This window comes from Nonomuraea sp. 3N208, assembly GCF_052245935.1.
Taxonomy (GTDB): Bacteria; Actinomycetota; Actinomycetes; order Streptosporangiales; family Streptosporangiaceae; genus Nonomuraea.
Genome location: NZ_JBQQBR010000008.1, coordinates 33,518 through 55,888 on the forward strand (window position 1 = coordinate 33,518; position 22,371 = coordinate 55,888).

At 70.8% G+C, this 22,371-nt stretch carries 22 protein-coding genes; 9 read left to right on the plus strand and 13 right to left on the minus strand.

Annotated elements, in window-relative coordinates; translation table 11 throughout:
* Positions 1–16: 16 nt before the first annotated feature.
* From ACTWPT_RS13705 to wrbA, 4 genes are all read right to left on the minus strand, one after another.
* The gene (locus ACTWPT_RS13705) at positions 17–304 is read right to left on the minus strand and encodes a TrmO family methyltransferase domain-containing protein (protein WP_443177992.1); all 288 of its coding nucleotides are present in this window, start codon (positions 302–304) and stop codon (positions 17–19) included.
* 200 nt (positions 305–504) lie between these two features.
* Positions 505–1,101, minus strand: a complete 597-nt coding sequence (locus ACTWPT_RS13710) for an HXXEE domain-containing protein (protein ID WP_443177720.1) — start codon at positions 1,099–1,101, stop codon at positions 505–507.
* 334 nt (positions 1,102–1,435) lie between these two features.
* A complete protein-coding gene (locus ACTWPT_RS13715; protein WP_443177721.1) occupies positions 1,436–1,864 on the minus strand; it encodes a YybH family protein in 429 nt (142 codons plus the stop codon).
* A 98-nt stretch (positions 1,865–1,962) separates the two neighbouring features.
* On the minus strand, positions 1,963–2,571 hold the full coding sequence (gene wrbA / locus ACTWPT_RS13720) for an NAD(P)H:quinone oxidoreductase (protein WP_443177722.1): 609 nt from the start codon (positions 2,569–2,571) through the stop codon (positions 1,963–1,965).
* 147 nt (positions 2,572–2,718) lie between these two features.
* Here wrbA and sigJ point away from each other — a divergent pair, with 147 nt between their 5' ends.
* Both sigJ and ACTWPT_RS13730 read left to right on the plus strand, forming a co-directional pair.
* Positions 2,719–3,645, plus strand: a complete 927-nt coding sequence (gene sigJ, locus ACTWPT_RS13725; protein ID WP_443177723.1) for an RNA polymerase sigma factor SigJ — start codon at positions 2,719–2,721, stop codon at positions 3,643–3,645.
* Between the two features lie 208 nt (positions 3,646–3,853).
* Positions 3,854–5,128, plus strand: coding sequence for a hypothetical protein (locus tag ACTWPT_RS13730; RefSeq protein ID WP_443177724.1), 1,275 nt, complete (start codon positions 3,854–3,856; stop codon positions 5,126–5,128).
* 321 nt (positions 5,129–5,449) lie between these two features.
* Here ACTWPT_RS13730 and ACTWPT_RS13735 read toward each other — a convergent pair whose 3' ends face one another.
* Positions 5,450–6,325: a LysR family transcriptional regulator gene (locus ACTWPT_RS13735; RefSeq protein ID WP_443177725.1), complete on the minus strand. Its 876-nt coding sequence runs from the start codon at positions 6,323–6,325 to the stop codon at positions 5,450–5,452.
* Positions 6,326–6,398: 73 nt separating this feature from the next.
* Between ACTWPT_RS13735 and ACTWPT_RS13740 the strand changes: the two genes are divergently transcribed.
* On the plus strand, positions 6,399–7,067 hold the full coding sequence (locus ACTWPT_RS13740; RefSeq protein WP_443177726.1) for a type 1 glutamine amidotransferase domain-containing protein: 669 nt from the start codon (positions 6,399–6,401) through the stop codon (positions 7,065–7,067).
* A gap of 96 nt (positions 7,068–7,163) precedes the next feature.
* Positions 7,164–8,129 (plus strand): alpha/beta hydrolase, encoded by a 966-nt coding sequence (locus ACTWPT_RS13745; protein ID WP_443177727.1) that lies wholly within the window; start codon positions 7,164–7,166, stop codon positions 8,127–8,129.
* Here ACTWPT_RS13745 and ACTWPT_RS13750 read toward each other — a convergent pair.
* Positions 8,107–8,931, minus strand: a complete 825-nt coding sequence (locus ACTWPT_RS13750) for a helix-turn-helix domain-containing protein (protein WP_443177728.1) — start codon at positions 8,929–8,931, stop codon at positions 8,107–8,109. The genes ACTWPT_RS13745 and ACTWPT_RS13750 overlap by 23 nt on opposite strands.
* A gap of 67 nt (positions 8,932–8,998) precedes the next feature.
* Here ACTWPT_RS13750 and ACTWPT_RS13755 point away from each other — a divergent pair, with 67 nt between their 5' ends.
* From ACTWPT_RS13755 to ACTWPT_RS13765, 3 genes are read left to right on the plus strand one after another with little or no spacing between them, the layout of a single operon-like run.
* Positions 8,999–10,102: an acyl-CoA dehydrogenase family protein gene (locus tag ACTWPT_RS13755; protein ID WP_443177729.1), complete on the plus strand. Its 1,104-nt coding sequence runs from the start codon at positions 8,999–9,001 to the stop codon at positions 10,100–10,102.
* Entirely contained in the window at positions 10,099–11,067 is a 969-nt protein-coding gene (locus ACTWPT_RS13760) for an acyl-CoA dehydrogenase family protein (protein ID WP_443177730.1), read from the plus strand. The genes ACTWPT_RS13755 and ACTWPT_RS13760 overlap by 4 nt, the downstream gene beginning before the upstream one ends.
* Positions 11,068–11,092: 25 nt before the next feature.
* Complete coding sequence (locus tag ACTWPT_RS13765) at positions 11,093–11,914, plus strand: TIGR03619 family F420-dependent LLM class oxidoreductase (protein ID WP_443177731.1); 822 nt, start codon at positions 11,093–11,095, stop codon at positions 11,912–11,914.
* 17 nt (positions 11,915–11,931) lie between these two features.
* On the opposite strand, the gene ACTWPT_RS13770 is transcribed toward ACTWPT_RS13765, so the two are convergent.
* The 7 genes from ACTWPT_RS13770 to ACTWPT_RS13800 all read right to left on the minus strand — a co-directional run bounded on the left by ACTWPT_RS13770 (position 11,932) and on the right by ACTWPT_RS13800 (position 20,869).
* Positions 11,932–13,755 carry a CHAP domain-containing protein gene (locus ACTWPT_RS13770; protein WP_443177732.1) on the minus strand — a complete coding sequence of 608 codons (1,824 nt, stop codon included), beginning with the start codon at positions 13,753–13,755 and terminating at the stop codon, positions 11,932–11,934.
* Between the two features lie 273 nt (positions 13,756–14,028).
* The gene (locus ACTWPT_RS13775; RefSeq protein ID WP_443177733.1) at positions 14,029–14,778 is read right to left on the minus strand and encodes a glucose 1-dehydrogenase; all 750 of its coding nucleotides are present in this window, start codon (positions 14,776–14,778) and stop codon (positions 14,029–14,031) included.
* Positions 14,765–16,798 carry an acetate--CoA ligase family protein gene (locus ACTWPT_RS13780; protein WP_443177993.1) on the minus strand — a complete coding sequence of 678 codons (2,034 nt, stop codon included), beginning with the start codon at positions 16,796–16,798 and terminating at the stop codon, positions 14,765–14,767. The genes ACTWPT_RS13775 and ACTWPT_RS13780 overlap by 14 nt, the downstream gene beginning before the upstream one ends.
* Positions 16,799–16,800: 2 nt before the next feature.
* Positions 16,801–18,321 carry a class I adenylate-forming enzyme family protein gene (locus tag ACTWPT_RS13785; RefSeq protein WP_443177734.1) on the minus strand — a complete coding sequence of 507 codons (1,521 nt, stop codon included), beginning with the start codon at positions 18,319–18,321 and terminating at the stop codon, positions 16,801–16,803.
* A gap of 17 nt (positions 18,322–18,338) precedes the next feature.
* Positions 18,339–18,662, minus strand: a complete 324-nt coding sequence (locus ACTWPT_RS13790; protein ID WP_443177735.1) for a VOC family protein — start codon at positions 18,660–18,662, stop codon at positions 18,339–18,341.
* Entirely contained in the window at positions 18,659–19,021 is a 363-nt protein-coding gene (locus ACTWPT_RS13795) for a Zn-ribbon domain-containing OB-fold protein (protein WP_443177736.1), read from the minus strand. The genes ACTWPT_RS13790 and ACTWPT_RS13795 overlap by 4 nt, the downstream gene beginning before the upstream one ends.
* Positions 19,022–19,078: 57 nt before the next feature.
* Positions 19,079–20,869, minus strand: a complete 1,791-nt coding sequence (locus tag ACTWPT_RS13800) for a protein kinase domain-containing protein (RefSeq protein WP_443177737.1) — start codon at positions 20,867–20,869, stop codon at positions 19,079–19,081.
* Positions 20,870–21,038: 169 nt separating this feature from the next.
* On the opposite strand from ACTWPT_RS13800, the gene ACTWPT_RS13805 reads away from it, so the two are divergent.
* Together ACTWPT_RS13805 and ACTWPT_RS13810 are read left to right on the plus strand one after the other, a co-directional pair.
* Positions 21,039–21,629, plus strand: coding sequence for an isochorismatase family cysteine hydrolase (locus ACTWPT_RS13805; protein WP_443177738.1), 591 nt, complete (start codon positions 21,039–21,041; stop codon positions 21,627–21,629).
* Complete coding sequence (locus ACTWPT_RS13810; RefSeq protein WP_443177994.1) at positions 21,629–22,369, plus strand: SDR family NAD(P)-dependent oxidoreductase; 741 nt, start codon at positions 21,629–21,631, stop codon at positions 22,367–22,369. Before ACTWPT_RS13805 ends, ACTWPT_RS13810 begins: the two co-directional genes overlap by 1 nt.
* The last annotated feature ends 2 nt before the right edge of the window (positions 22,370–22,371 follow it).

A 22,371-nucleotide genomic window follows, 5' to 3' on the forward strand; every position in this document is an offset into this window, starting at 1 on the left:
TCCTTCCGGGTCCGGGTCAGTAGTAGGCGCGCATCAGCTCGGTCGCCCATTCCGGTTGCAACGTCGGGCCTTGCGGGCCGAATTCGGCCATGTACGGCTTGACGTCCACCACCGGGGTGCCGTCGATGGCGTCCAGGCCGCGCACGTGGATGTCGAGACCTTCGACGGCGAGCAGGCGGCAGCGGGAGACGCCCAGCAGGTTCGGGCGGTTCTTGCCCCGCTGGGCGAAAATGCCGACCTTGGGCCAGTCGGGGTTGCCCCGAGGGTCCCGTCGAGGCGGATCAGCGCCTGTTCGGTGTTCCAGTCGTCGTCGAACGCCTCGACGCGCCCACCGACGACCGTTCCGACAGGCTCCACCACAATGGTCCGCACAGCGTTCCTCCCATGGTCAGATGGCTGATCACGACCGTACGGCCCGCCGGTTCCGGCCGAATCAGTCATGGTGGCTGAAGCCTTGCGAGGCTCCCACCGGCTGGTTAGGTAGGGAGCTGATCGAGTGGCCCGCTATCTGACCAGCGACTGAGCCTGCTGCTCCGCGGTCTTGAGCTGGCGGTTCTCCTTGATGAGGAAGTAGATCAGCAGTCCGCTCATGATGAAGTGGCCGCCGGCGGTGTACAGGCCGGGGAAGTAGCCGCCCTTGATGATCGGGAAGACGAAGTGGGCGATGCCGTTGAGCAGGCCCGCGCCCAGGGCGTACCACCACAGGAAGAAGTTGGACACGCGGATCTGGTAGAGGGCGCCCGCGCCGGCGAAGAAGTAGAGCGCGCCGAAGCCGAACACGAAGACGAGCAGGAATTCCTTCTCCGGCCAGTCCCGTGGCGAGTCGAACAGCTCGACGATCTCGTGGGGGAAGCCGCCGGTGTACTCCTCGGCCATGTGGATGAGCTGGAAGCCCACCGCGCACAGGTAGACGGCGATCACTTTCCTGGACCTCACCGGGCGGGTGTAGCTGAAGGCGATCCACCCGCTCCAGCCCAGCACGCTGGCGACCACGAGGATGACGGCACCTTGTATGGGGAGGGTCAGCAGTGCCCAGGTGCAGAAGGCGGCGGCCAGGATCGCCATCACGGTCGCCGAGTAGGGTTCAGGCCGTTTGGTCATGGCCGAAACCCTAGGAAGATGGCGCTATCGGTCGCCTCCGTCACGTGACTGATCGGGCCCGGGGCACATCCGTCACGTGACGGATGGGCGCACGCAATCCTCGGCCGGCCGCCCCTCTTGCTAGAAGTGCGCGCCGTGACCCTGCGCATCCGCACCGCCCAGATCCGTGGTCCGTCCCGGGCGGGGGAGGCTGACAGTCGGCGGCCGCACCGCTGAAAACCAGGCCAGCGGCGCAGGATCGCACATCGGAAACGTGCTTTCCGTGTTTGGGGTGGGATGAGGACGGCGGATGTCCTCATCCCACCAGCTCTCTCGGATAAACGAGCACACTTGCTCACATGTCCGGCGGGAACCAAGCTTGGAGGTTCTCCGGATTAATCGGCAGAGAGATGTGTTCGTGCGTGATCAGCCACTTGCCGCTGATCCGTCGGCAGCAAACGGTCGATCGTGCCCATATCGCGCTCGTAAGCCCGTTTGTGCGCTTTCCGGTGTCCAGGTGAAGCATGTGCGCGAAGGCGACATCTCCGCTTGTCGCAATGGTGAGGTCGTGTGTTTTCAGGCTGATGGGTCCGTCGTATCCATCGAACCACCGCACAAAGTTGCGGCGGACTTCTTCGGTCCCGATGAACTGGAGAGGGGGTACGACATCGTAGTAAACGATGTCGGAAGAATAGAGTGACATGAGTGCATCGATGTCCTTTTCCTGGCTGGCGTCGACTCGACTCTCCAAGAGCGCCCTAACTTCGGAATCGTTCGAAGTCATTGCATCCTCCATTCAACAATTTCTGACCGCAGAGCGGCTTTTGTGGTTCCAATAGTCCCGACGACGCAGCCCTGCAGAATGTGAGGTGCCACGCTGGATCAGACGGTGCGGCCGGCCTTGAGCGCGGCCGCGATGTCGACGACGCGGTGGGCTTGGTGACGTGCCGCCGCCAAGGTCACCTCGGTGGGCGTCCCGGTACCGGCCACGTGGGAGGTGCCGTAGGGATTGCCCGACTGGAACTGGATGGGGTCGGTGTAGCCGGGGGGCACGATGACGCCGCCCCAGTGGTAAAAGGTGTTCCCCAGCGCCAGGATGGTGGATTCCTGCCCGCCGTGGGCGGTGCTGGAGGCAGTGAAAGCCGAATACACCTTGTCCGCGAGCTTGCTCTGCATCCACAGGGGACCTGTGGTTTCGATGAACGCCCTGAGCTGGCTGGCCGGATTGCCGAAGCGGGTGGGGGTGCCGAACAGCACCGCATCAGCCCACTCCAGGTCCTCATGGCCGGCCTCGGCCACATCGGCGGTGTCCTTCAGATGCTGGGCCCACTCCGGCCTGGCGCCGATCGCCTCCGGCGGCGCCAGTTCGGCGACCTTCCGCAGCCGCACGTGCGCGCCGGCTTTCGCGGCGCCCTCGGCGGCGGCCTGCGCCAGAGCATGCACGTTGCCGGTGGCGCTGTAGTAAATGATCGCGACGTTCACGGGTTCCACGATTGGTTTCCTTCCAAGTCGATCTCGAGCGATACGACGAGGTGGCACTGCGGAATGTGAGGCGACGCGCCAACCTCACATTCGAGGAGGCTGTCTCGTCGGCATGATGAGTTGCAGATGCGACAAGGAAGGCTGGCTGGCGACACCATGAGCATCACATCCGCGGCAGGAACCGGTTGGCTCGACCCGAGCCTGAGCGCGATCATGAGCGAGCGACGTCAGCTGATCAATCTCGCGTACCGGCTCCTCGGTTCGCTGGCCGATGCCGAGGATGTCGTGCAGGAGACCTACACCCGCTGGTACGCCATGTCCCGTCAACAGCAGGAGGCCATCGAATCGCCGGGCGCCTGGCTGACGAGGGTCGCCAGCCGCATCTGCCTGGACCAGCTCGACTCGGCGCGGGTCAGGCGGGAGCGCTACGTGGGCGAATGGCTTCCTGAGCCGCTTCCCGACCACAGAGAGTGGACCAGCGGCGGCGTCCCGGCCGACCCCGCCGACCGCGTCACCCTCGACGAATCGGTCAGCATGGCCTTCCTCGTCGTACTCGACTCGATGACTCCGGCCGAGCGCGTCGTGTTCGTGCTGCACGACGTCTTCCGATACCCGTTCACCGAGGTGGCCGAGATTGTCGGTCGTACGCCGGTGGCATGCCGCCAGCTGGCCTCCTCCGCCCGCCGCCGCCTCGATGCCTCGCGGGCGCCCGCAGCACCGACGGCCCAGCAGGCCGGCATCGTCAGGGACTTCAAGCAGGCGTGGGAAGCCAAGGACATCAACACCCTCATCGGCCTCCTCGACCCCGACGCCACCGGAGTCGCCGACGGCGGAGGCCTGGTCAGCGCCATGCTTCACCCGATCGAGGGCAGCGAGCAGATCGCGCGCTACTTCCTCGACGTTGCCGTCAGAGCACCCGGCATGACGATGGCGGAGCGCACGGTCAACGGTCAGCCCGGCCTGGTTCTCCAGCTAGGCGAGGCCACCACGGCGGTCCTGGCGTTCGACATCGCAGACGACCGGATCAAGCGCATCTGGGCCGTACGCAACCCCGACAAGCTCCGTCCGTGGACGGCAGGCTGATTGAGCATCCGCGCCGATCCACGGCAGCGCCTGGAGAGCCGCTCAGCCCCGACATACCGGCGCCATACCGCCGCCGCCTAGGGTCCTTTCGGCATGGAAGTCGCCCTATTCCACGGATTTACCGTCTCTGGAATTGCGTGACGAGTTCGTGAAAGGAACCCGAGTGTTCAGACCCCTTCGGTCTCGTGCTGCCGTCACGACCGCAGCCGTGATCCTTGCGATCGGCCTGTCCGCCGGCACGCATCCTGCGACGGCCGCCGCCTACGCGACGGCCGCCTGCGACCCCGCCGGTCAGACCGCGGCCGACGCCGCCGTGGCCACGCAGCTCAACACCACGCTCAGCGGCGCGATGCGCGGTTCTATGGACGCCTACCGCGTCTCCTGCGCCCGCATGGTGATCAAGGCCGTGGCGCAGCGCGGGCAGCCGCAGCGGGCCGCCGTGATCGCGCTCGCCGCGGCCATGGTGGACAGCGGGATCCAGAACATCAGCGAGGAACTCGACAACGGCAGCCTGGGGCTCTTCCGGATGCGGCCCGCGTGGGGGAGCAGCACGCAGCGCCTCGACGCAACGTGGGCGGCCAACGCGTTCCTCGACAAGATGATCAGCCTCTACCCCGACCGCACCTGGGTCACCGCGCCGATCGGCGAGGTCTGCCAGGCCGTCCAAGCCTCGGCCTACCCCTACCCCTACCGCTACCAGGCACAGGCCGCCGATGCGCAGATCATCGTCAACACCGTCTGGCCGCACGTCAGCGGGCCGAAGGGGGTGGCCTCGCTGTACGGGGTGCTGCCGGACGGGCGGCTGACGTACACGGCGATCGACGCGGCGTCCGGGCAGCGGACGTCGGGTCCGGTGCTCTCGGCGAAGACGCTGGGCTTCACGCCGAAGGCGATGGCGACGCTGAACGCCGACACGCTGCTGGTGACGGAGAACGGCACGGCGGGCAAGCTCTACCGGGTCGACGTGCAGAATGTGACGGGCACCGTCGAGTTCGCGGCGCCGGTTTATCTCGGCAGTGGCTACACCCACGACCTGCTGGCCTACGACGGCGGGTTCCTGTTTGGGATCACCGGCGGCGCCCTGCGCCGGTACATCATCAGGGTGGCGAAGCCGGCACTGGCTGACATCACGGGCAACACGCTCATCGGGACCGGCTTCACCCTGAAGACTCTCACCACGACCGGTCCGGGGTGGATCCTGGGGACGACCGACGCCGGCGCGCTGATCTCCTACAAGATCGGCGGGGCGGACCTCTGGCGGCGTTACCAGCTGCGCGACACCACCTGGCAGGTGTTCGACCGCCTGCTGTCGCCGGGTGCGGGCGTCTACTACGGTCGCAAAGCCGACGGGTCGCTGCATCGCTACTTCGACATCAACCCCTTCGACGGCGAGGGCGCGGACGTGTCCGGGCAGGGCGCGGTCGACTCCTCCGGCTGGACCCAGACCCTCCTGTCCGCCCAGCCCGGCACCGTCACCCGGTAGCTCGAGAGCCGCACCCGCCGGTTGATCGTCGTCCGCACTGCCTGGGAGCAGCACCTGGCCGAGGCCTCCCAGGGTGCGGGCGAAGACTTGCTGTTCCGGCCACGGCGCTCTGCTGGTGACCGCGAGGAATCTGCTCAACGCCTGGACCGTCCGGCACCGGCCCTGTTGGCCCGCAGGCTGCGCGCATGCTGGATCGTCGAGCTGCTGAGTGCGCGGATCGACGGTCGGAGTGGTCGCCGCCGCGGCCGGGCTCAGCCCTATCCAGGCTGTGGAAAGCGAAAGACCTGCGGGCCCGGCAGGATTCGAACCTGGGGCACCCGCTTAGTACAGCGGCTCCGCCCGGAAGGCTTCGAGCAGGTGAGCCCGCACCCTGGCCACGGCGGGCCTGGCCTGGGCACCTGAGCGGACGGCGAGGTAACCGGTGTTGATCGGGGCCTCCTCTGGCTCGGCCAGCGTGACGAGCATGCCCGCGGCCAGGTCGCTGCGGCACAGGTAGGCGGGCAGGACGGAGATCCCCATGCCGGCCCGGACCGCGCTGAGCACGCCGCGCAGGTCGGGGATGACGACCTGGGCCGTCATCGCCGGACGCCTGCCGTACACGGTGCGCCAGTAGCGGCGCACGATGGGCAGGTCCTCCGCATAGGCCACCAACGGCACCCTGGCTTTGACGTCCCTCCATGTGGCCGCGAGCGGCGGCGCGGCGACCAGGAGGAACTCCTCGTCGTAGACGGGGTCGGCCTGGACGCCGCGCCCCCGGGGCCGGATCGTGGACAGCACCAGGTCCAGCCGCCCGGCCGCCAGGTCCGCCAGCAGGTCGTCGGACAGGCCGAGGGTCGTGCGCAGCCGCAGCCCGTCCCGTACCAGCGGCGCGAGCATCGGCATCACCACGTCGCACAGGAACTCCGCCGGCCCGCCCAGGTGCACGGCCTCGTCCGACGGCAGCTCCGACTCCACCACCTCGTCCAGCGCGTCCAGTGCGGCCGCCACCCTGCGGGCCAGCTCGTCGGCGGCCGGCGTGGGCGCGACGCCGCGCGGCAGCCGGTCGAACAGCGGCCGGTCCAGCGCCGCCTCCAGTGCCTTGACCTGCGCGGTCACGGCCGGCTGCGACAGGCCGAGCGTTTGCGCCGCGGCCGTGATGGAGCCGGTCCTGTGCACCGCGAGGAAGGTCCTGAGTAGGTCCAGCGAGATAGGCGACATATCACTATTCTGATGGCTCTGGAGGCGTTTGGTTATTTGTCGCTGATGCCTGATGCGCGCGATGCTGTCAGGCATGAGCAAGCGCATCCTCATCGCACTGACCAGCCACGACGACCTCGGCGGCGTGGAGAAGACCGGATATTACGTGCCCGAGGCGGCCCATCCCTGGGAGATCTTCCGCCAGGCCGGGTACGACGTGGACGTCGCCAGCGTGCGCGGCGGCGAGCCGCCCCAGGACGGTTTCGACCCCGACGACCCCGCCCAGGTCGCCTTCCTCGCCTCGCCGGAAGCACGCGACACCGCGCGCCTGGCGGACGTGGACCCCTCACGTTACGACGCCGTGCTCTACGCCGGCGGCCACGGCACCATGTGGGACTTCCCCGGCGATCCCGGCGTCATCCGAGTCGGCAGGCAGGTGTACGAGCGGGGCGGCGTGGTGGCCGCCGTCTGCCACGGTCCCGCCGCGCTGGTGAACCTCACGCTGTCCGACGGGTCGTACCTGGTGGCGGGCAAGCGGGTGGCGGCCTTCACCAACGAGGAGGAAGAGCTGCGCGGCGTGGCGAACGTGGTGCCGTTCCTGCTGGCGGACGAGCTGGTGGACCGGGGTGCCAAGCACGAGCCGGGCCCGAACTGGCAGGCCCAGGTCGTCGTGGATGACCGGCTCGTCACCGGCCAGAACCCCGCCAGCGCCGCCCCTCTCGCCGAGCGGGTCCTCGAGCTCCTCGCCGAACGGCGGGCGTGAGCAGTACAAACACCGCCGGATGGCGGTTGTGAACCACGGGTAAGGGCTCCGACCATCGAGGAATAGCGCTCCGCGACCCGTGGAAAGGTGAAGTGCATGGCATACCACCCCAATTTGGACCCGGAAATCCGCGCCGCGATCGAGCAGACGCCGCTGCCGGCGCTCGACATGCCGAGCATGACGTACGAGGCGCTCGACGGGTTCCGAGCGCAGATCAACGCGTTCCTGGCCGCCGCGCCGCCGGCCGACGCCGACGTGGTGATCGAGGACCGGCACGTGCCGGGACCCGACGGCGCGCCCGACGTCCGGGTCCGGATCTACCGCCCTGCGGGCGAGGGCGTCAACCGGCCGGCGCTGTACTGGATCCACGGCGGTGGAATGATCATCGGCGTGCCGGAGATCGACGATGCGATGGTGATCGGCTACGTCGAGCAGCTCGGCGTCGTCGTGGTCTCCGTGGACTACCGGCTGGCGCCGGAGAACCCGCATCCCGCCCCGGTCGAGGACTGCTACGCGGGCCTGGTGTGGACCGCCAAGGCGGCGGGCGAGCTGGGCATCGACCCGGCCAGGATCGCCGTCGGCGGCGCCAGCGCCGGCGGCGGGCTCGCCGCGGCGACCGTGCTGCTGGCCCGCGACCGGGGCGGCCCCGACGTGGCGTTCCAGCTGCTGGTGTGCCCGATGCTGGACGACCGCAACATCACCCCGTCCAGCCACGAGTTCGCCGACGCCATCGTCTGGGACAGGTCGGCGAACCTCTTCGGCTGGACCGCGCTGCTCGGCGACCGGGTCGGCGCCGACGACGTGCCCCCGTACGCGGCCCCGGCTCGCGCCACCGATCTGTCCGGGCTGCCGCCGGCGTTCATCGACGTCGGTGAGCTGGAGGTGTTCAGGGACGAGGACCTCGACTACGCGTTGCGGTTGTCGCAGGCCGGGGTGTCCACCGAGTTCCATCTCTACCCGGGGGCCTTCCACGGGTTCGACGGCATGGTGCCGGACGCCGAGCTCAGCAAGCGGGCCAGGGCGGCCAGGCTGGCCGCGCTCAAACGGGCGTACGGCCTGTAGCGGGGTTCGCGCGGAGCCGGACCAGAGCGAGGGCCAGGTGGGCGCGCAGGCGTCCGGGGGCGTCGGCGAGTGAGAAGCCCAGGGCCGACTCGGCGCGGGCGATGCGGGCGGCCATCGAGCTGTGGTGCAGGTGCATGGCGGTGGCCGCACCGCGGATCGAGCCGGCCAGGCACAGCGCCCGCACCGCGGACGTCGCCTCATCGCCGAGCCGTGCCACCAGGACGGCCTCGGTGTCGCCGATCCTGGCCTCGCGCACCTGGTGGCCCATCGCGCGCAGCCCGGCCGCCAACCCTTGGTCGGGCAGCGCGATCGCCAAGGCCTGGAGCGGGGCGGACGGGGCGAAGCCGAGCAGCCGCAGGGCCCGGGCCCGCTCCGCCTCGCCGGTCTCGGCCGACAGCACCAGCTCGACCAGCGCCGGGTCCTGGCCCGCCTGCGCCAGGGCGGCGGCACGTTCCAGGGTGACCTCGGCGGCGGCCGCGTAGCGTTCGAGCACGATCTCGTCGAGCCCGTGAGCCGGGCCCTCGCGTTCCATCCAGACCGAGCCGAGCTCGGAGCTCAGCTCCCTGACCTCGGCGGGGGACGTCGCGGGCGTGTCCACGGCGCCGCTCGGCGACGTGCGGGTGCGCCGGCCGGTGGCGGCGTCGAACAACCCGACCGGGCACTGCGCCAGCCGCGCCGTGGCGGCCAGCAGCACGGGCACACTCACATGGTCGCGCAGCAGCGAGTCGAAGTACGCGATGACCCGCACCGCGCTCTCCGCGTCGGCGTCCAGCGTGGACAGCCGGAACAGTAGTCCCTGCACAGCCATCAGAGTAGTTCGGTGAACAGCGGCCTGGCGAGCGAACCAAGCGTGCGCTAGGTTGGTAGTCGTGGATCTCGACTTCTCCCCGGCCGAGCGGGAATTCCGCGCCGAGGTTCGCGACTGGCTGAGCACGCATGCGCCGGGACCGCTCCCGTCCATGGACACCCCCGAGGGATTCGCGGCGCATCGCGCGTGGGAGGCACGGCTGGCCGCCGCGCGTCTGTCCGTCGTCTCCTGGCCCGAAGAGTACGGCGGGCGCGGCGCCTCACTGATCGAATGGCTGATCTTCGAGGAGGAGTACTGGGCCGCCGGCGCCCCCGCCCGCGTCACCCAGAACGGGATCTTCCTGCTGGCCCCCTGCTTGATGCGGTTCGGCACACCGGAGCAGCGCGAGCGCTGGCTGCCGCGGATGGCCAGAGGCGACGACGTGTGGGCGCAGGCCTGGTCCGAGCCCGAGGCGGGCAGCGACCTCGCCGCGCTCACCTCCCGGGCCGAGCCCGCGCCCGGCGGCTGGCGGCTGTATGGGCACAAGACGTGGAGCTCGCGGGCCGCGTACGCCACCCACGGGTTCGGCCTCTTCCGCACGTCGGGGACGCGGCACAAGGGCCTGACGTACTTCATGTTCCCGCTGGACGACGTCGCGGTCCGGCCGGTCGCGCAGCTCGACGGGCTGCCCGGCTTCGCCGAGCTGCATTTCGACGGGGTGTTCGCCGACGAGTCGATGGTGCTGGGCGAGGTTGGTGAGGGGTGGCGGATCGCGATGGCCACGACCTCCTCCGAACGCGGACTCACGCTGCGCAGCCCCGGACGCTTCCTGGCCACCGCCGACCGGCTCGTCACGTTGGCTCGGGCCGCCGGCGACCCGGCGCTCGCCGATCGGGCCGCCCGGTGCTGGGTGGAGGCGGAGGCGTACCGGCTGCACACCTTCGGGACCGCACGCAAGATCATGGCGGGGGAGGAGGTCGGGGCGGCGGCCAGCATGGGCAAGGTCTTCTGGTCCGAGCTGGACCTGCGGATGCACGCGCTGGCCATGGAGCTGCTGGGGGAGCGGGCGGGGGAGACGCCGTGGCTGGACGGGTTCCTGTTCTCGCTGGCGGGGCCCATTTACGCGGGCACGAACGAGATCCAGCGCAACATCATCGCCGAGCGGGTCCTGGGGTTGCCGCGATGACCATGAACTTCGGCTTCACCGACGAGCAGCTCGCGCTCGGCGCGACCGTGCGTGACGTGCTCCGGGCGCACTGCCCGCCGGCCGCGTTGCGCTCCGAGCGGCGGCCGGGATGGGAGCAGTTGGCCGCGCTGGGGTTCTTCGGGCTGCTCCTGCCGCCGGAGAGCGACGGGCTGGGGCTCGGCTTGGCCGACGTGGTGCCCGCGCTGGAGGAGACCGGGCGCGCGTGCCTTCCCGGGCCCGTCGTGGAGACCGCCGTCGCGGCGCCGTACCTGGTGGCGGGCGCCCCGAAGCTGGCCTCAGGGGCCGTGTGCGTGAGCGTGCTGCTGCCCGGGCAGGTGTACGCGCCGGACGCCGACCTCGCCGACCTGATCGTCGTGGCCGGGGCCGACGGCTTGCGGCTGGTCCCCAAGGAGTCGGCCCGACTCACGCCCCGGCCCGGCGTCGATCCGTGCCGGCCGCTGTTCGAGGTGGCCTTCGAGGACTCCGAACGGCTGGGCGGGTCGGCCGTCCCGGCGCTGCGGCGGGCCACGGTCGCGACCTCCGCGCAGCTCATCGGGGTCGCCAGGGAGCTGCTCGCGGTCTCGGTGGCCTATGCCCGGGTGCGGCGGCAGTTCGGCGCCGCGATCGGGTCGTTTCAGGCGGTCAAGCACCAGCTCGCCGATGTGGCCGTGGCCGTGGAGTTCGCGGCGCCGCTGGTGTACCGGGCCGCTCTGGCGGTGGACGGGGGCGTCGCCACCGTCGAGCGGGACGTGAGCGCCGCCAAGGCCGCAGCGGGGGAGGCCGCGACCCTGGCGGCCGGGGTGGCGCTGCAGGTGCACGGGGCCATCGGGTACACCGAGGAGCTCGATCTGCGGTTCTGGCTCGCCCGGGCCTGGTCGCTCTCGGCGGCGTACGGCACGACGGCCTCCCACCGCGAGCGGCTGCGTACCGCTGTCCTGGGCGGCGACCTGCGGAGATACCCGTGAGGTACGGCGACCTGGGGAGGCCCTGGTGAAGTTCGGTGTGCCGCTCGGGCTGCTGCATCCCGCCGCGTGGAAGGACATCGCGGTGGCCGCCGACGAGCTGGGATTCGAGTCGGTGTGGCTGCCCGAGCACCTCGTCTTCGCCACAGACCTGTCGCTGGCCGCCTACCCCGGCACGTCCGCTCCGGCGATCAAGCCTGCGACGCCGCTGTTCGACGCGCCTGCGTACCTGTGCTGGCTGGCCGCGTCGACCTCGCGCGTCAGACTCGGCACAGCGGTGCAGCTGCTCGCCCTGCGACATCCGTTCGTGTCCGCGCGCGCCTTCGCCACCCTGGACGTGGTCTCGGGCGGGCGTGCCATCTGCGGGGTCGGGGCCGGCTGGTACCGGGGGGAGTGGGAGGCGGCAGGGATCCCCTTCGGCACGCGGGGGGCTCGCCTGGACGAGGCGATCGAGGTGGTCAGGCGCCTCTGGACCGAGCCGGTGGTCGCTCACTCCGGGAGGTTCTACTCCTTTCCCGAGGTCGCCTTCGAGCCCAAGCCGGTGCAGCGGCGGCTGCCCGTGCTCGCGGGCGGAGAGTCGCCGGCCGCGCTGCGCCGGGCGGCGCGGCTCTGCGACGGGTGGATCAGCATGCCGCACACCCCGGAGTCGATCAAGCCGCAGCTCGACCGGCTCGGGGCCGGGGTCCCGGTGACCGCGCACGCCTATGCGCTGGCCTCGCCGGACGAGGTGCCTGCCTGGGCGGCGCTGGGTGTCGAGCGGCTCATCGTCCGTCCCTGGACGCGCAGCCGCGACGCCGTGCCCGGCCTGCTCGCCTTCGCCGAGCGGTACGGGGTGCGTGGCGAGGCCTGACGCCGGGGCTGGCCGGCTCAGGCGCGGTGGCGGCCCTGACCTGGGCGGCCCGTGGAGGTGGCGCTGATCGCGCCGACCAGCTCGCGGCCGCCGTGCCCACGCAGGGGCGGCGGGAATCCGGTGGTGCGGTGCCGGCGGCCACGCGGGGCGCGGTCGGTGCTGAAGGGGCCGAACCGCTCTTCGACGGGTGTCTCCAGGCGCCGGCGACGTCCCCGGTAGGCCGCCGTGCCGACGTCGGGGGAGTCGAGGATGTCCCCGCCTTGGACGGCGCTCGTGGCTGGGGTGAAGGCGTCGAACGCGCTGGTCGCCCCTGGGATGACGACATGTTGGAAAGGTCCGGTGTCGACGATGAGTGGACCGGTCCCGCGAGCGGCCCGAGAGGGTCGCACGGCAGCGTCGCGTCCGAACGGGTGGGTCCCGGAGGCGGACTCGAACGGGTCGATGTCGAAGTCGGGCTCGAACGGGTCGGTGTCGCGGATCCGCTGCAACGGCCCGGTCTCGTCGGTGAACTCGAACCGGCTCCTGTCGAAGTCGGGCTCGAAAGGATCGGTGTCGCGGATGCGCCGCATGGGACCGGTTTCCCAGCAGGGCTCGAAGGGGCCTGTGTCAAGGGGCGTGTCGAAGGCCGGAGCGAAGGAACCCGTGTCGGCTGTGTGGTGGCCGGCGGGGGCCCGGCGCGGCGCGGCGTCCGCGACCGGGTCGAAGGGCCGGGTGCCGAGCAGCCGCCGCACCTGCTCGGACGCCTGGTCGCCGCTGGAGGAGGAGGTGGCGGCGGGTTCGAGGTCGTCTCGGAGTTGCGCGGTCCACAGGGGAGCGTCGGCGGGCGTGACCGCGCCGCGCCGCCGGCGGCGGCGCCGGTGGCCGGGGCCGGAACGGGCCGGGCGGGCGGCCGTGGCGGCGGCGGTGGCCGGGCGGAGCCTGATTTGGCGGGTCTTGGCGACGGCCAGGAGGGCCAGTGCGGCGATCAGGGCCGAGCCGATCAGAGTGGGGGAGTCGACGGCGGGCAGCGGGCCGGTGGCAGCAGCGTCGGCGTGCGTTGGCAGCGGCTCGGCGGTGGCCGCCGTCGTGTCGGCGGTGGACGGCTTGGCGTGCTTGCCCTTCGCGACGCCCTTGCCCGCGGCGGCCCCCGTGGCGGCCGGCGAGGAGGTCGCGGCAGGTGCGGAAGCGGCCTCCTGGGTTTTATCGGCGCTGGTCCGCGTGGGCTCGGGCCGGGCGGCGAGCGGAGGCTTGGCGGCTTCTTCGTGCTCGTCCTGGGGGATCATGGACGTGAGCGATTCCCCCGGCATCTGCAGCACGCCCACGTCGGTGCCGGGCCCGGGGGGCACCGACGCCTGCTCCTCGGCCTTCTTCTTGGCCTCCGCGGCCTCCCGGGCCGCGTCCCCGTCCAGCCGGGCCTTGATCTGCTCCGGGTACCCGTACCCGACGACCTTGCCGGTGTCACGTTCCTTGCGTTTGGCGACGCCTCCGTCGATGTTCCCCTCGATGGTGAAGATCGTGTCGCCCTCGACCCTGGTGACGATGCCGACGTGGTCGATGTTGTCGACGTCGTTCGACCCGCTCCAGTCGTAGTAGACGAACGCGCCAGGCTTGGGCTTCTTGCCCCAGGCTCCCTGCTCCTTGAACCACTTCGCGTGTGCCACCGTCCATGCGAACTGCCCGACCCACTCCTCGTAGCCGAGCTTGTGCGCGGCCCACGAGAGGTACATCTCACACCAGGGGGCGCCGCTGTAATCGGCGTCGAACTCGACGTTCTTGCCGTACCACTCGCCGAACTTGGTGTATCCGCTTGCCTTCTCGGCATAGCCGAGCTGGCTCTCGAGCAGCTCGATGAACTTCTGCATCTCTGGCGTCATGGAAGCGTGGGGAAACCTTCCGGGCAAACCGGTTTTATCCACGCAGCCATGGGTAAGGGGGGCAACCAGGGACACGTGTGACAGAACCGGAGGCTTGTCGCTGTCGGGACGAGCTGAGGCTACCGTGCCGTAAGTGCAGGTCAAGCACGCACCAAGAGATGGTCACGTCTTGGTCAGCTACGTAAGCCCAGGTCAGGATGCTGCCAGAAATGTCCAAACGCGGGTGGTTTAATCCAAAAAGATCTACCTTCAGGTGCTAACTCAGTATCCCGCGCCCGTCAGCAGGCCGCCGTCCACGGTGAACTCGCTCCCCGTGCAGTAACTGGCCCGGTCAGAGGCCAGGAACGCCACCACGTGCGACACCTCCACCGGCTTGGCGAAGCGCTTGATGACCATGGACTTGACGAACGCCTCCGCGTCCACTTCCTTTGCCATGTCCGGGTCCATGGCCATCGCGGTGTTGATCGCACCCGGGTGCACCGAGTTCACCCGAATCTTGAACCGGGCCAGCTCGCGGGCCGCCGACTTGGTGACGCCCCGGATCCCGAACTTCGAGGCCGCGTACGCCGACAGCCCCTCGGCGCCGACGAAGCCCTCGATCGACGAGATGTTCACGATCGCGCCCCGCCCGGCCGCCTTCATGGGCTCGATCACCGACTTGATCCCCAGCCAGGTGCCCTTGAGGTTGACGTCGACGATCTGGTCGAAGTCCTCGAGCGACATGTCGGCGATCCGGCGAAATTTCAGGATCCCGGCGTTGTTGACCAGCACGTCCAGCTTGTCGTGCAGCTCGACAGCCGTCGACACGGCGCGCTCCCACTCGGCCGGACTCCGCACGTCATGGTGCACGTACGTGGCGCCGGTCTCCTCCGCCAGCGCCTTGCCCTCCTCATCCAGCACGTCCCCGAACACCACCCGCGCGCCTTCCTGGAGGAACAGCCGCACGTGCGCCGCGCCCATGCCCCGCGCCCCACCCGAGATGAACGCGACCTTGCCGTCAAGCAGCCCCATAACGTCCTCCTGCCGCGACGGCTACTGAGGCCGCCTCCATGGTCCGGTAGACGGGGATCCCGGCCGCCGCCGCGATCCGCCGCACCTCGTCCTCGACGCCCGCGGGCGCGCACTCGCCGTTCCTGGTGACCAGGGTGATCCGGGTACGCGGCAACCCGTCCTGTGCTCCGGCCAGCGCCCGCGTGTAGGCGTACAGGGGCTCGGCCGCGTTCCCGTACGTGAAGAACGCCTGGACGTTCACGTGGGCCACGACGTCGCGGCACGGCCGTCGCCGGACGATCGCGTCGATCACCTCGGCGACCAGCCCGGCCCGCCCGCGTGGTCCCACGGGCACCTCCAGAGGGTTGCCGGTCGCCGCCACGCCGAGCCCGCGCAACTCCTCCAGTACGTCACCGGGCAGCGGGTCCAGCCGTACCCCGGCCGCGTCGAACGCGTCCGCAGCCAGCACGCTCGCCCCCCCGCTCGGCCCCACCACGAGCACCCCGTCACCCTCGGTGACGCGGGAGCCGTGCGCCTGGAAGAACGCCAGCACCCCGATCAGGTCGTCCTGGCTGGACACCAGCGCCGCCCCGGCCTGCGCGGCCACCGTCTCCCAGATCCGCCGGTCGCTGACCATGCCGCCGGTGTGCGAGGCGGCCGCCTCCTGCCCCTGCCCGCTGCGCCCGCCCACCAGCAGAACCACGGGCAGGTCGGTGGCGCGCAGCGCCTCGTACAACTCCCTGCCGTCGCGCGGATCCTCCAGGTAAAGTCCGACGGCGCCCGTCTCCGGGTCGGTGGCGAGCCAGCGCAGCAGCTCGGCCGGGGCGACGTCGGCCGCGTTCCCCACGGTGACGACCCGGCTGAACGCCAGCCCGCGCTGTTCGCCGACCTTGATCACCTCCCCCGCGAGCCCGCCGCTCTGCGAGATCAGCGCGACTGATCCGGCGGGGCCGAGCCCGCCGCCGACGAAGGTCTGCCGGCCGCGTGGGCAGTAGACGCCCATGCAGTTGGGGCCGAGCAGGCGTGTCCCGGCCGCGCGGGCGGCCTCGACCAGCTCGTCCTCCAGGTCTGCGCGGCCCGCCTCGCCGAAGCCGCCGCTCATCACCTGCACGAACGGCACCCCGGCGGCCTGCCGCAGCACATCGGGGCAGCGCTCGGCGGGTACGGCCACGAGCGCGTAGTCGACGTCCGCGTGCGCCAGCGACGGCACCGCCCGCACCCCGGCCACCGCGTCCGCCTCGGGATGGACGGCGACCAGCGGGATTCCGGCGGCCTTGTAGAAGTCGAGGAACATGTTCCCGAAGTTCGGTCGGGTGGTGGAGGCCCCGACGACCGCCACCGCCTTGGGCTCGAAGAGCGGTGAGAAGTCGGCGGTCTCCCGGTCGGCCGCGGTCTCCCCGGGCTCGGCGGGGACGTAGCGGGCGTCGACCGCCATAACCCCCGACGGGCCGGCGATGACCGGGTTCAGCTCGAACTCGCCCAGCTCCAGCCGCTCCCACAGCCCACCAGGCCCGCCGACCGTCATGAGCAACTTGACCAGGGCGTCCACGTCCACGGGCGGTGTGCCGCGGAAGCCGTACAGGAGCGGTGCCCCGCGCAGCGAGGCCAGCATGCGGCGCGCGTCCCGCTCCGAGATGGGGCAGAGCCCCAGCGCCGTGTCCCGCAGCGCCTCGGTCCACACCCCGCCGAGCCCGGCCAGCAGCACCGGGCCGAACGCGACGTCCCTGACCACGCCCACGATGAGCTCCACCCCGGCGTCCGCCTGCTCCTCGACGAGGAAGCCCGCGAGGCCGGGCAGCCTGGACCGCATCTCCGCGGCGGCCGCCGCCAGGTCCGCCGCCCGCAAGCCGAGCACCACGGCCCCGGCGTCCGACTTGTGCACCAGCCCAGGACCGAAAGCCTTCAGCACCAGCGGCTCGGCCAGCTCCCCGGCGGCCGTGAAATCCAGGTCGCCGGCGACGACGACGCCACGCGGCACCGGCACACCGGCGTCGCTCAGAAGCGCCTTGACCTCATGTTCGGAGGCCACGTGTTCGTACACGCTCACGCCAGCAGGTGTCCGTACTGCTCGCGGATCTCCCTGCGTAGAAGCTTGCCCGGCCCGCCCGAGGCGTCCTGCGAGTGCGGCAACTGCTCGGCCACCTCGATGTGATCGGGCCTCTGGTGGGCGGGGAGGGAGTCGGCCAGGGCGAGCGCCAGCTTGGAGGCGTCCAGCGAGTGCCCGGCGCGCGGCACGACGGCCAGCAGGATCCGCTGCTCGGACGCCCCTTCAGGGACCCCGACCGCACCGGCCTCGGCCACCCCGTCCAGGGCGGAGGCGGCCTCCTCGATCGCGACCGGCTGCGACCACACGCCGCCCTTGAGTATCGAGTCCTCGCGCCGGCCCAGCACGTGCAGCACGCCGTCGGCGGAAAGCGTGCCGAGGTCCCCGCCCACGTACCACTCGCCGCGAAGCACCTCCGCGGTCTTGTCCGGGAGGCCGTCGTATTCGGTCATCCGGTGCGGCCCGGCCAGGTTGATCTCGCCGACCTCGTCCACCACCCGGTTGCCCTGCGGGTCCGTGATCCGCACGGCGTTCCCGGTACGGGCCCGCCCGGACGACCCCAGCGGCGTCGAGCCGTCGTCCACCCGCCCCATGCACGTGTACGGGGCCTCGGTCTGCCCGTAATACGAGAACACGCCCGCCTGCGGCAGCCGGGCCTTGATCCGGTCCAGCATGGTCGGGGTCAGCGGCTCCCCGCCCAGCATGATCACCTGAACCGACGACAAGTCCACACCTTCGTGCTCCGCCGAGCCCAGCAGGGCGGCGTAGAACGATGGAATCTGCGACACATGCGTGACCCGTTCGCGCGGGACGACCCGCAGGAAGTTCGCCGGACCCCAGTCCTGCTCCAGCACCAGCCGCATCCCGGCGTAGAGCGCGGGCCCGACGATCGCGGGGAAGCCGATGCCCCAGATGATCGCGCCCGTGCCGAACACCGAGTCGGGGCCGCGTGGCACGTCGAGCCAGATCTGCGCGGTCGCCAGCGACGACGCGTGCGTGTGCACCACCGCCTTCGGCAGCCCGGTCGTGCCCGAGGTGTAGTAGAGCGCCAGCGGGTCGTCGTAGTAGCCGGCCAGTGGCGGCTCCTCGTCGGATGCCGCCGTCAGGTCCGCCGCGTTGATCCACTTGGTCACGCCGGGAAGCGACCCCTTGATCTGCTCCACCACCTGCGTGACCGTCGCGTCGTAGATGAAAGCCGTGCACCCCGGGGCCGCCACGACGTCACGCAGCGTCTCCACCGGCCAGTACGGGTTCAGCGCCGCCGTGACCGCACCGATCTTGGCTTGCGCCAGGTAGACCTCGGCCACCAGCAGCGTCTCGTTGAGCAGCGCCGCCACCCGCTGTCCCGGCGTGATCCCCTGCGCCAGAAGGGCGTTGGCGCGACGGTTGACGTTCCTGTTCAGCTCGTCATAGGTGAAGCTCTGTTCGCCGCAGTACGTCAGCGCCACATGGTCGGGCGTGCGCATCGCGCCGGCGGTCAAGATCGCGTGGCCGTAGTTGCCGTAGGGTGATCGCGCCATGGGGGTGCCTCCAGTTTTCAGAGGGGCGAATAGAGCACGAAGACGTTTCCTGAGGGATCGCGCAGCACGGCCCGCGTCTCATGGGGCCCCGCCTCGGGCCCGCGCACCACCTCGGCCCCGCGCGCCGACATCTCCCGCACGGTCAGCGCCACGTCGTCCACCTTGTACGACGGCGCCGCCGACCCGGTGACGTGCTCGGCTGGACCGGCCAGCGCCACGGTGACCCCGCCGCCGTCCAGCGCCGCGAACCTGTCGCCGTCTCTGAACTTCACCGGCAGCCCGTAGAAGGCGATCGCCTCGTCCAGGTCGGCGACGGGGATCAGCACGTTGCCGAGCTTCACACGGGCCTCCAATGCGGTAACTCGTCCACGAACGTGACCCGCACCGGCATCCCGATGCGGACGTCCTCTGGCGCGCACTCCACCACGTGCCCGAACGCGCGGGCACCCTCCGGCAGGTCCACCCAGACCATCACGTACGGCTCCCGTCCCCGGTAGCCGGGCGCGAACGAGCGATGCACCACCGTGAACGTGTGCACCACGCCCTCGCCGGAGACCGGCTCGAACACGAGCTCGCCGCCGCCACACCAGGGGCAGGCCGGCTCGGGGAGGTGGACGCGCCGGTCACAGGCCGTACAGCGCTGGATGACCAGCTCGCCGCGCCCGCAGGCGGCCAGGTAGGCGGAGATGTCGGCGCTCATCGCCTGCCAAGCTAGCGCACGCTTGGTGGCCGGGCAAGGGCCCCCGCCTGCCCACCCTCAGGGGTCGGCCGGGTCGGGGGAGGGCTCTTCCATGAGGGTCGCCGAGGGGTCGCCGGAGGGCCCGGTGGAGAGCCGGGCCACTGGCCCGTTCGTCGGCTCCGGGCCCGATGGGGTCGGGGTGCCGATGGCGGACGTGCTCCGCTCCTCTGTCGGCGTGGGCGGAGGCGTCGGCGGCGCGGAACGATCGGTCGGGGGCGGAGTGAGGCAGGCGGGACCGTCCACGGCCGCCTCGCTCACCTGCGGCCCGTTTTCCGACGCCGGCTCCGTCATCACCAGAATCCCGAAATATGCCCGGCGGCCGCACGCCACGTCCCCTGGATCGTGCGTGACGCTGCTGGTGTAGGCCGTGTTGCCGCGCAGGGTCCGGCTCTCCTGCCGGACCGTCCTGGCCGGGGCGTCGTCCCCGTCCCGCCGCGTATACGTGATCCGCAGCCGCACCGGCCCCGTCCCGTTCGCCGCCACCCTGATCGAGCCGCTGGTGCCGCTCCACTGCACGATGCTGGCTGCCTGTACGGCCGGCCGCGCGAGCTCCGGCACGCCGGTCCCGCCCTGCCCGGCAGTGGGCCGGAGCTCGGGCGGCGGAGAAGGCGTGCTGGCGGGAGACGGCGGCGCTTGAGTCGTCGGGGGAGCGGCCGTCGTCCGTTGTGGAGCGGCCGACGTCCTCGAGGGCCCTGGAGTGGTGGCGTCGGCAGGAGAAGGCGCGGGCTCGCTCTGCTCCTCGGGTGGCGGCATCAGGATCGCTCCCGGCCCCGGCGGCAGCCGCCCGCCCGACAACACCAGCGCGATCGCCACGGCCACGACCGTCGCGCCTGCCACCCACAGGTGCGGCGGCAGCCTGGGCATGCTCATGATCCGATCGCGCAGGGTGCTCGCCGCGCCGGAGCCCGCGCCGGAGTCGCGGTCGGTCCTGGCGAGGGGGAAGCGGAGGGCGAGCAGCGTGGCCAGTTCCGCCAGATGTCGCCGCCCGCGTTTCTCCCATTCGGGGCCGTACCCGGCGACCGCGTCCTCTTCCAGTTCCGCTGCGAACTCCCGGGCGGAGGCGTATCTGACGGCCGGGTCCTTGGCCATCCCTCGCCTCAGCAGGTCGCGCAGCGTGTCCGGCACGACCTCCAGCGGCACCGGCTCCACCAGGTGCTTGTCCCGGATCGCGGGGACGTCGAGCTCCCCCTCCTCGCCTTCCTTGTACGCGCGGAAGGGCGGCCGTCCCTTGACGGCCTCGAAGAGCACGCAGGCGGCGGCGTACAGGTCGGCGGGCGGACCGGCCGTGTGCTGCGTCCACAACTCGGGCGACATGTACGCGGGGGTGCCCGCGGGCACGCCGGGCTCCTCGGCGTACACGACGACGCCGAAGTCGGCCAGCTTGGTGGTGCCGTCCGCCTGGACAAGGACGTTCTCCGGCTTGACGTCGCGGTGCGGCACGCCCTTCTCGTGGGCCGCGGCCAGCGCCAGCAGCGTGCTCTTGAGCACGGCGAGGGCGGCTTCGGGGCTGGTCCTGCCGTGTTCGGCCAGCAGGGTACGCAGTGACACGCCGTCGATCAGCTCCATGACCACGGCGGCACGGGTCGGGGTCTCGACGTACTCGTAGAACCTGACGACGTTCGGGTCGTCGATCTCGACCAGTTGGTGGGTGTCCGACCGGAAGCGGTCCATGAACTCGGTGTCCCTGCGCAGGGTGGCGTTCAGGTACTTGATCGCCACGTAGGCGCCGGTCGATTGGTAGGTGGCGAGGAACACGCGGCCGGTGTGGCCGGCGCCGAGCTGGCGTACTTCACGGTAACCAGGGACCAAGTCCAACCCCCATCAGGCAGCCGTCTTCGATTCGACGGTCTCACCCGGGGTTCGGGTTGTCACGAGTGGACATATTTCGCCTTGTGTTAACCCTGAATGACCCTGTGTGGTGAATGATATGCTCCGCCATACCAAGCAAGCGCTCGGCTAATTAGGCGGGAGGTCGCCGGTGGAGGGCGTGGCCGTGCTCGTGATGGAGATGCAGCGGGGCGTCGTCGGTGATCTCACGAAATTTCCGGACCTGGTGACCGCCTGCGAGCGGCACGACGTCGTGGCCAACACCGCCCGGCTCCTCCACACCGCCAGGGCGGCCGGGATCCCGGTGATCCACTGCACGGCCGCCTTCCGCCAGGACCGGGCCGGCTCGCACACCGCCAACTGCCCGTTCATCGTCTCCCTGCTCAAGGACCCGGAGCACATGCTGGAGGGCACGGCCGCGGTCGAAGTGCTCCCCGAGCTGCGGGAGCCCGGCGACCTGGAGAGCCGCCGGTATCACGGTTTCTCGCCGTTCACCGGCACCCCACTCGACATGACGTTGCGCTCACTCGGCGTCTCCTCCGTGGTGGCGGCCGGGGTCTCGCTCAACCTCGGCATCCCCGGGCTGGCACTGGAGGCTGTGAACCTCGGTTACCGGGTCACGGTCGTCACGGACGCGGTGGCGGGCATCCCAGACGAGTACGCGCAGGCCGTACTGAGGAACACGATCAGCCTGCTCGCCACCCGTGCCACGGCCGCGGACCTGATCGAGGTGTGGAAATGATGGACGGGCTGCGCCTGGACGGGCGCGTGGCCGTGGTGACCGGGGGAGCGGGCGCGATCGGCGCGGCCATCGCGACGGACCTGGCCGCGCTCGGTGCGCGGTTGGTGCTCGCCGACGTGGATCTGCCGAACGCGGAGAAGGCGGCCGCCGGCCTCCCGGGAGCGCGGGCGGCGGCTGTGGACCTGACCTCGCCGGCGTCCGTGGAGGCGTTCGCCGGCGCCGTGGGGGACGTCGACGTGCTGGTGCACAACGCCGGGGTGGCGATCGTGGAGCCGTTCACCGCGAGCGATCCGGCGGGCTGGGACCTCATGTGGCAGGTCAACCTGCGCGGGCCGATGTTGCTGACCAAACTGCTGCTTCCCGGCATGATGGCCAGGCGGTGGGGGCGGCTGGTGTTCATCTCCTCCGACGGCGCCAGGGCCGGGTCGGGCGGCGAGGGCGCCTACACCGCCACCAAGGCAGGACTGTTCGGGCTGGCCAAGACGCTCGCCCGTGAGGCCGCCAAGGCCCAGGTCACCTCGAACGTGGTCTGCCCTGGCCCGACCGACACGCCCATGCTGCGGCGGGTGTCGGCGGCCGAGCCTGGGCTGGTGGACAAGATCGCACGGGGCATCCCGCTGCGCCGCCTCGGCACCCCGGCCGACGTGGCGGGGCTGGTCGCCTACCTCTGCACGGATCGCGCCGCCTACATCACCGGCCAGACGTTGTCGGTGAGCGGCGGCGTCACCATGAACGGATGAAC

What these genes read in the sequence shown, in the direction of transcription:
- ACTWPT_RS13775 (WP_443177733.1), bottom strand. Translation starts at nt 14,778, where the DNA reads ATGGGGCTGCTTGACGGCAAGGTCGCGTTCATCTCGGGTGGGGCGCGG.
- ACTWPT_RS13795 (WP_443177736.1), bottom strand. Translation starts at nt 19,021, where the DNA reads ATGAGCGCCGACATCTCCGCCTACCTGGCCGCCTGCGGGCGCGGCGAG.
- sigJ (WP_443177723.1), top strand. Translation starts at nt 2,719, where the DNA reads ATGAGCATCACATCCGCGGCAGGAACCGGTTGGCTCGACCCGAGCCTG.
- ACTWPT_RS13810 (WP_443177994.1), top strand. Translation starts at nt 21,629, where the DNA reads ATGGACGGGCTGCGCCTGGACGGGCGCGTGGCCGTGGTGACCGGGGGA.
- ACTWPT_RS13715 (WP_443177721.1), bottom strand. Translation starts at nt 1,864, where the DNA reads ATGACTTCGAACGATTCCGAAGTTAGGGCGCTCTTGGAGAGTCGAGTC.
- ACTWPT_RS13735 (WP_443177725.1), bottom strand. Translation starts at nt 6,325, where the DNA reads ATGTCGCCTATCTCGCTGGACCTACTCAGGACCTTCCTCGCGGTGCAC.
- ACTWPT_RS13760 (WP_443177730.1), top strand. Translation starts at nt 10,099, where the DNA reads ATGACCATGAACTTCGGCTTCACCGACGAGCAGCTCGCGCTCGGCGCG.
- ACTWPT_RS13710 (WP_443177720.1), bottom strand. Translation starts at nt 1,101, where the DNA reads ATGACCAAACGGCCTGAACCCTACTCGGCGACCGTGATGGCGATCCTG.
- ACTWPT_RS13770 (WP_443177732.1), bottom strand. Translation starts at nt 13,755, where the DNA reads ATGCAGAAGTTCATCGAGCTGCTCGAGAGCCAGCTCGGCTATGCCGAG.
- ACTWPT_RS13740 (WP_443177726.1), top strand. Translation starts at nt 6,399, where the DNA reads ATGAGCAAGCGCATCCTCATCGCACTGACCAGCCACGACGACCTCGGC.
- ACTWPT_RS13785 (WP_443177734.1), bottom strand. Translation starts at nt 18,321, where the DNA reads ATGGCGCGATCACCCTACGGCAACTACGGCCACGCGATCTTGACCGCC.
- ACTWPT_RS13745 (WP_443177727.1), top strand. Translation starts at nt 7,164, where the DNA reads ATGGCATACCACCCCAATTTGGACCCGGAAATCCGCGCCGCGATCGAG.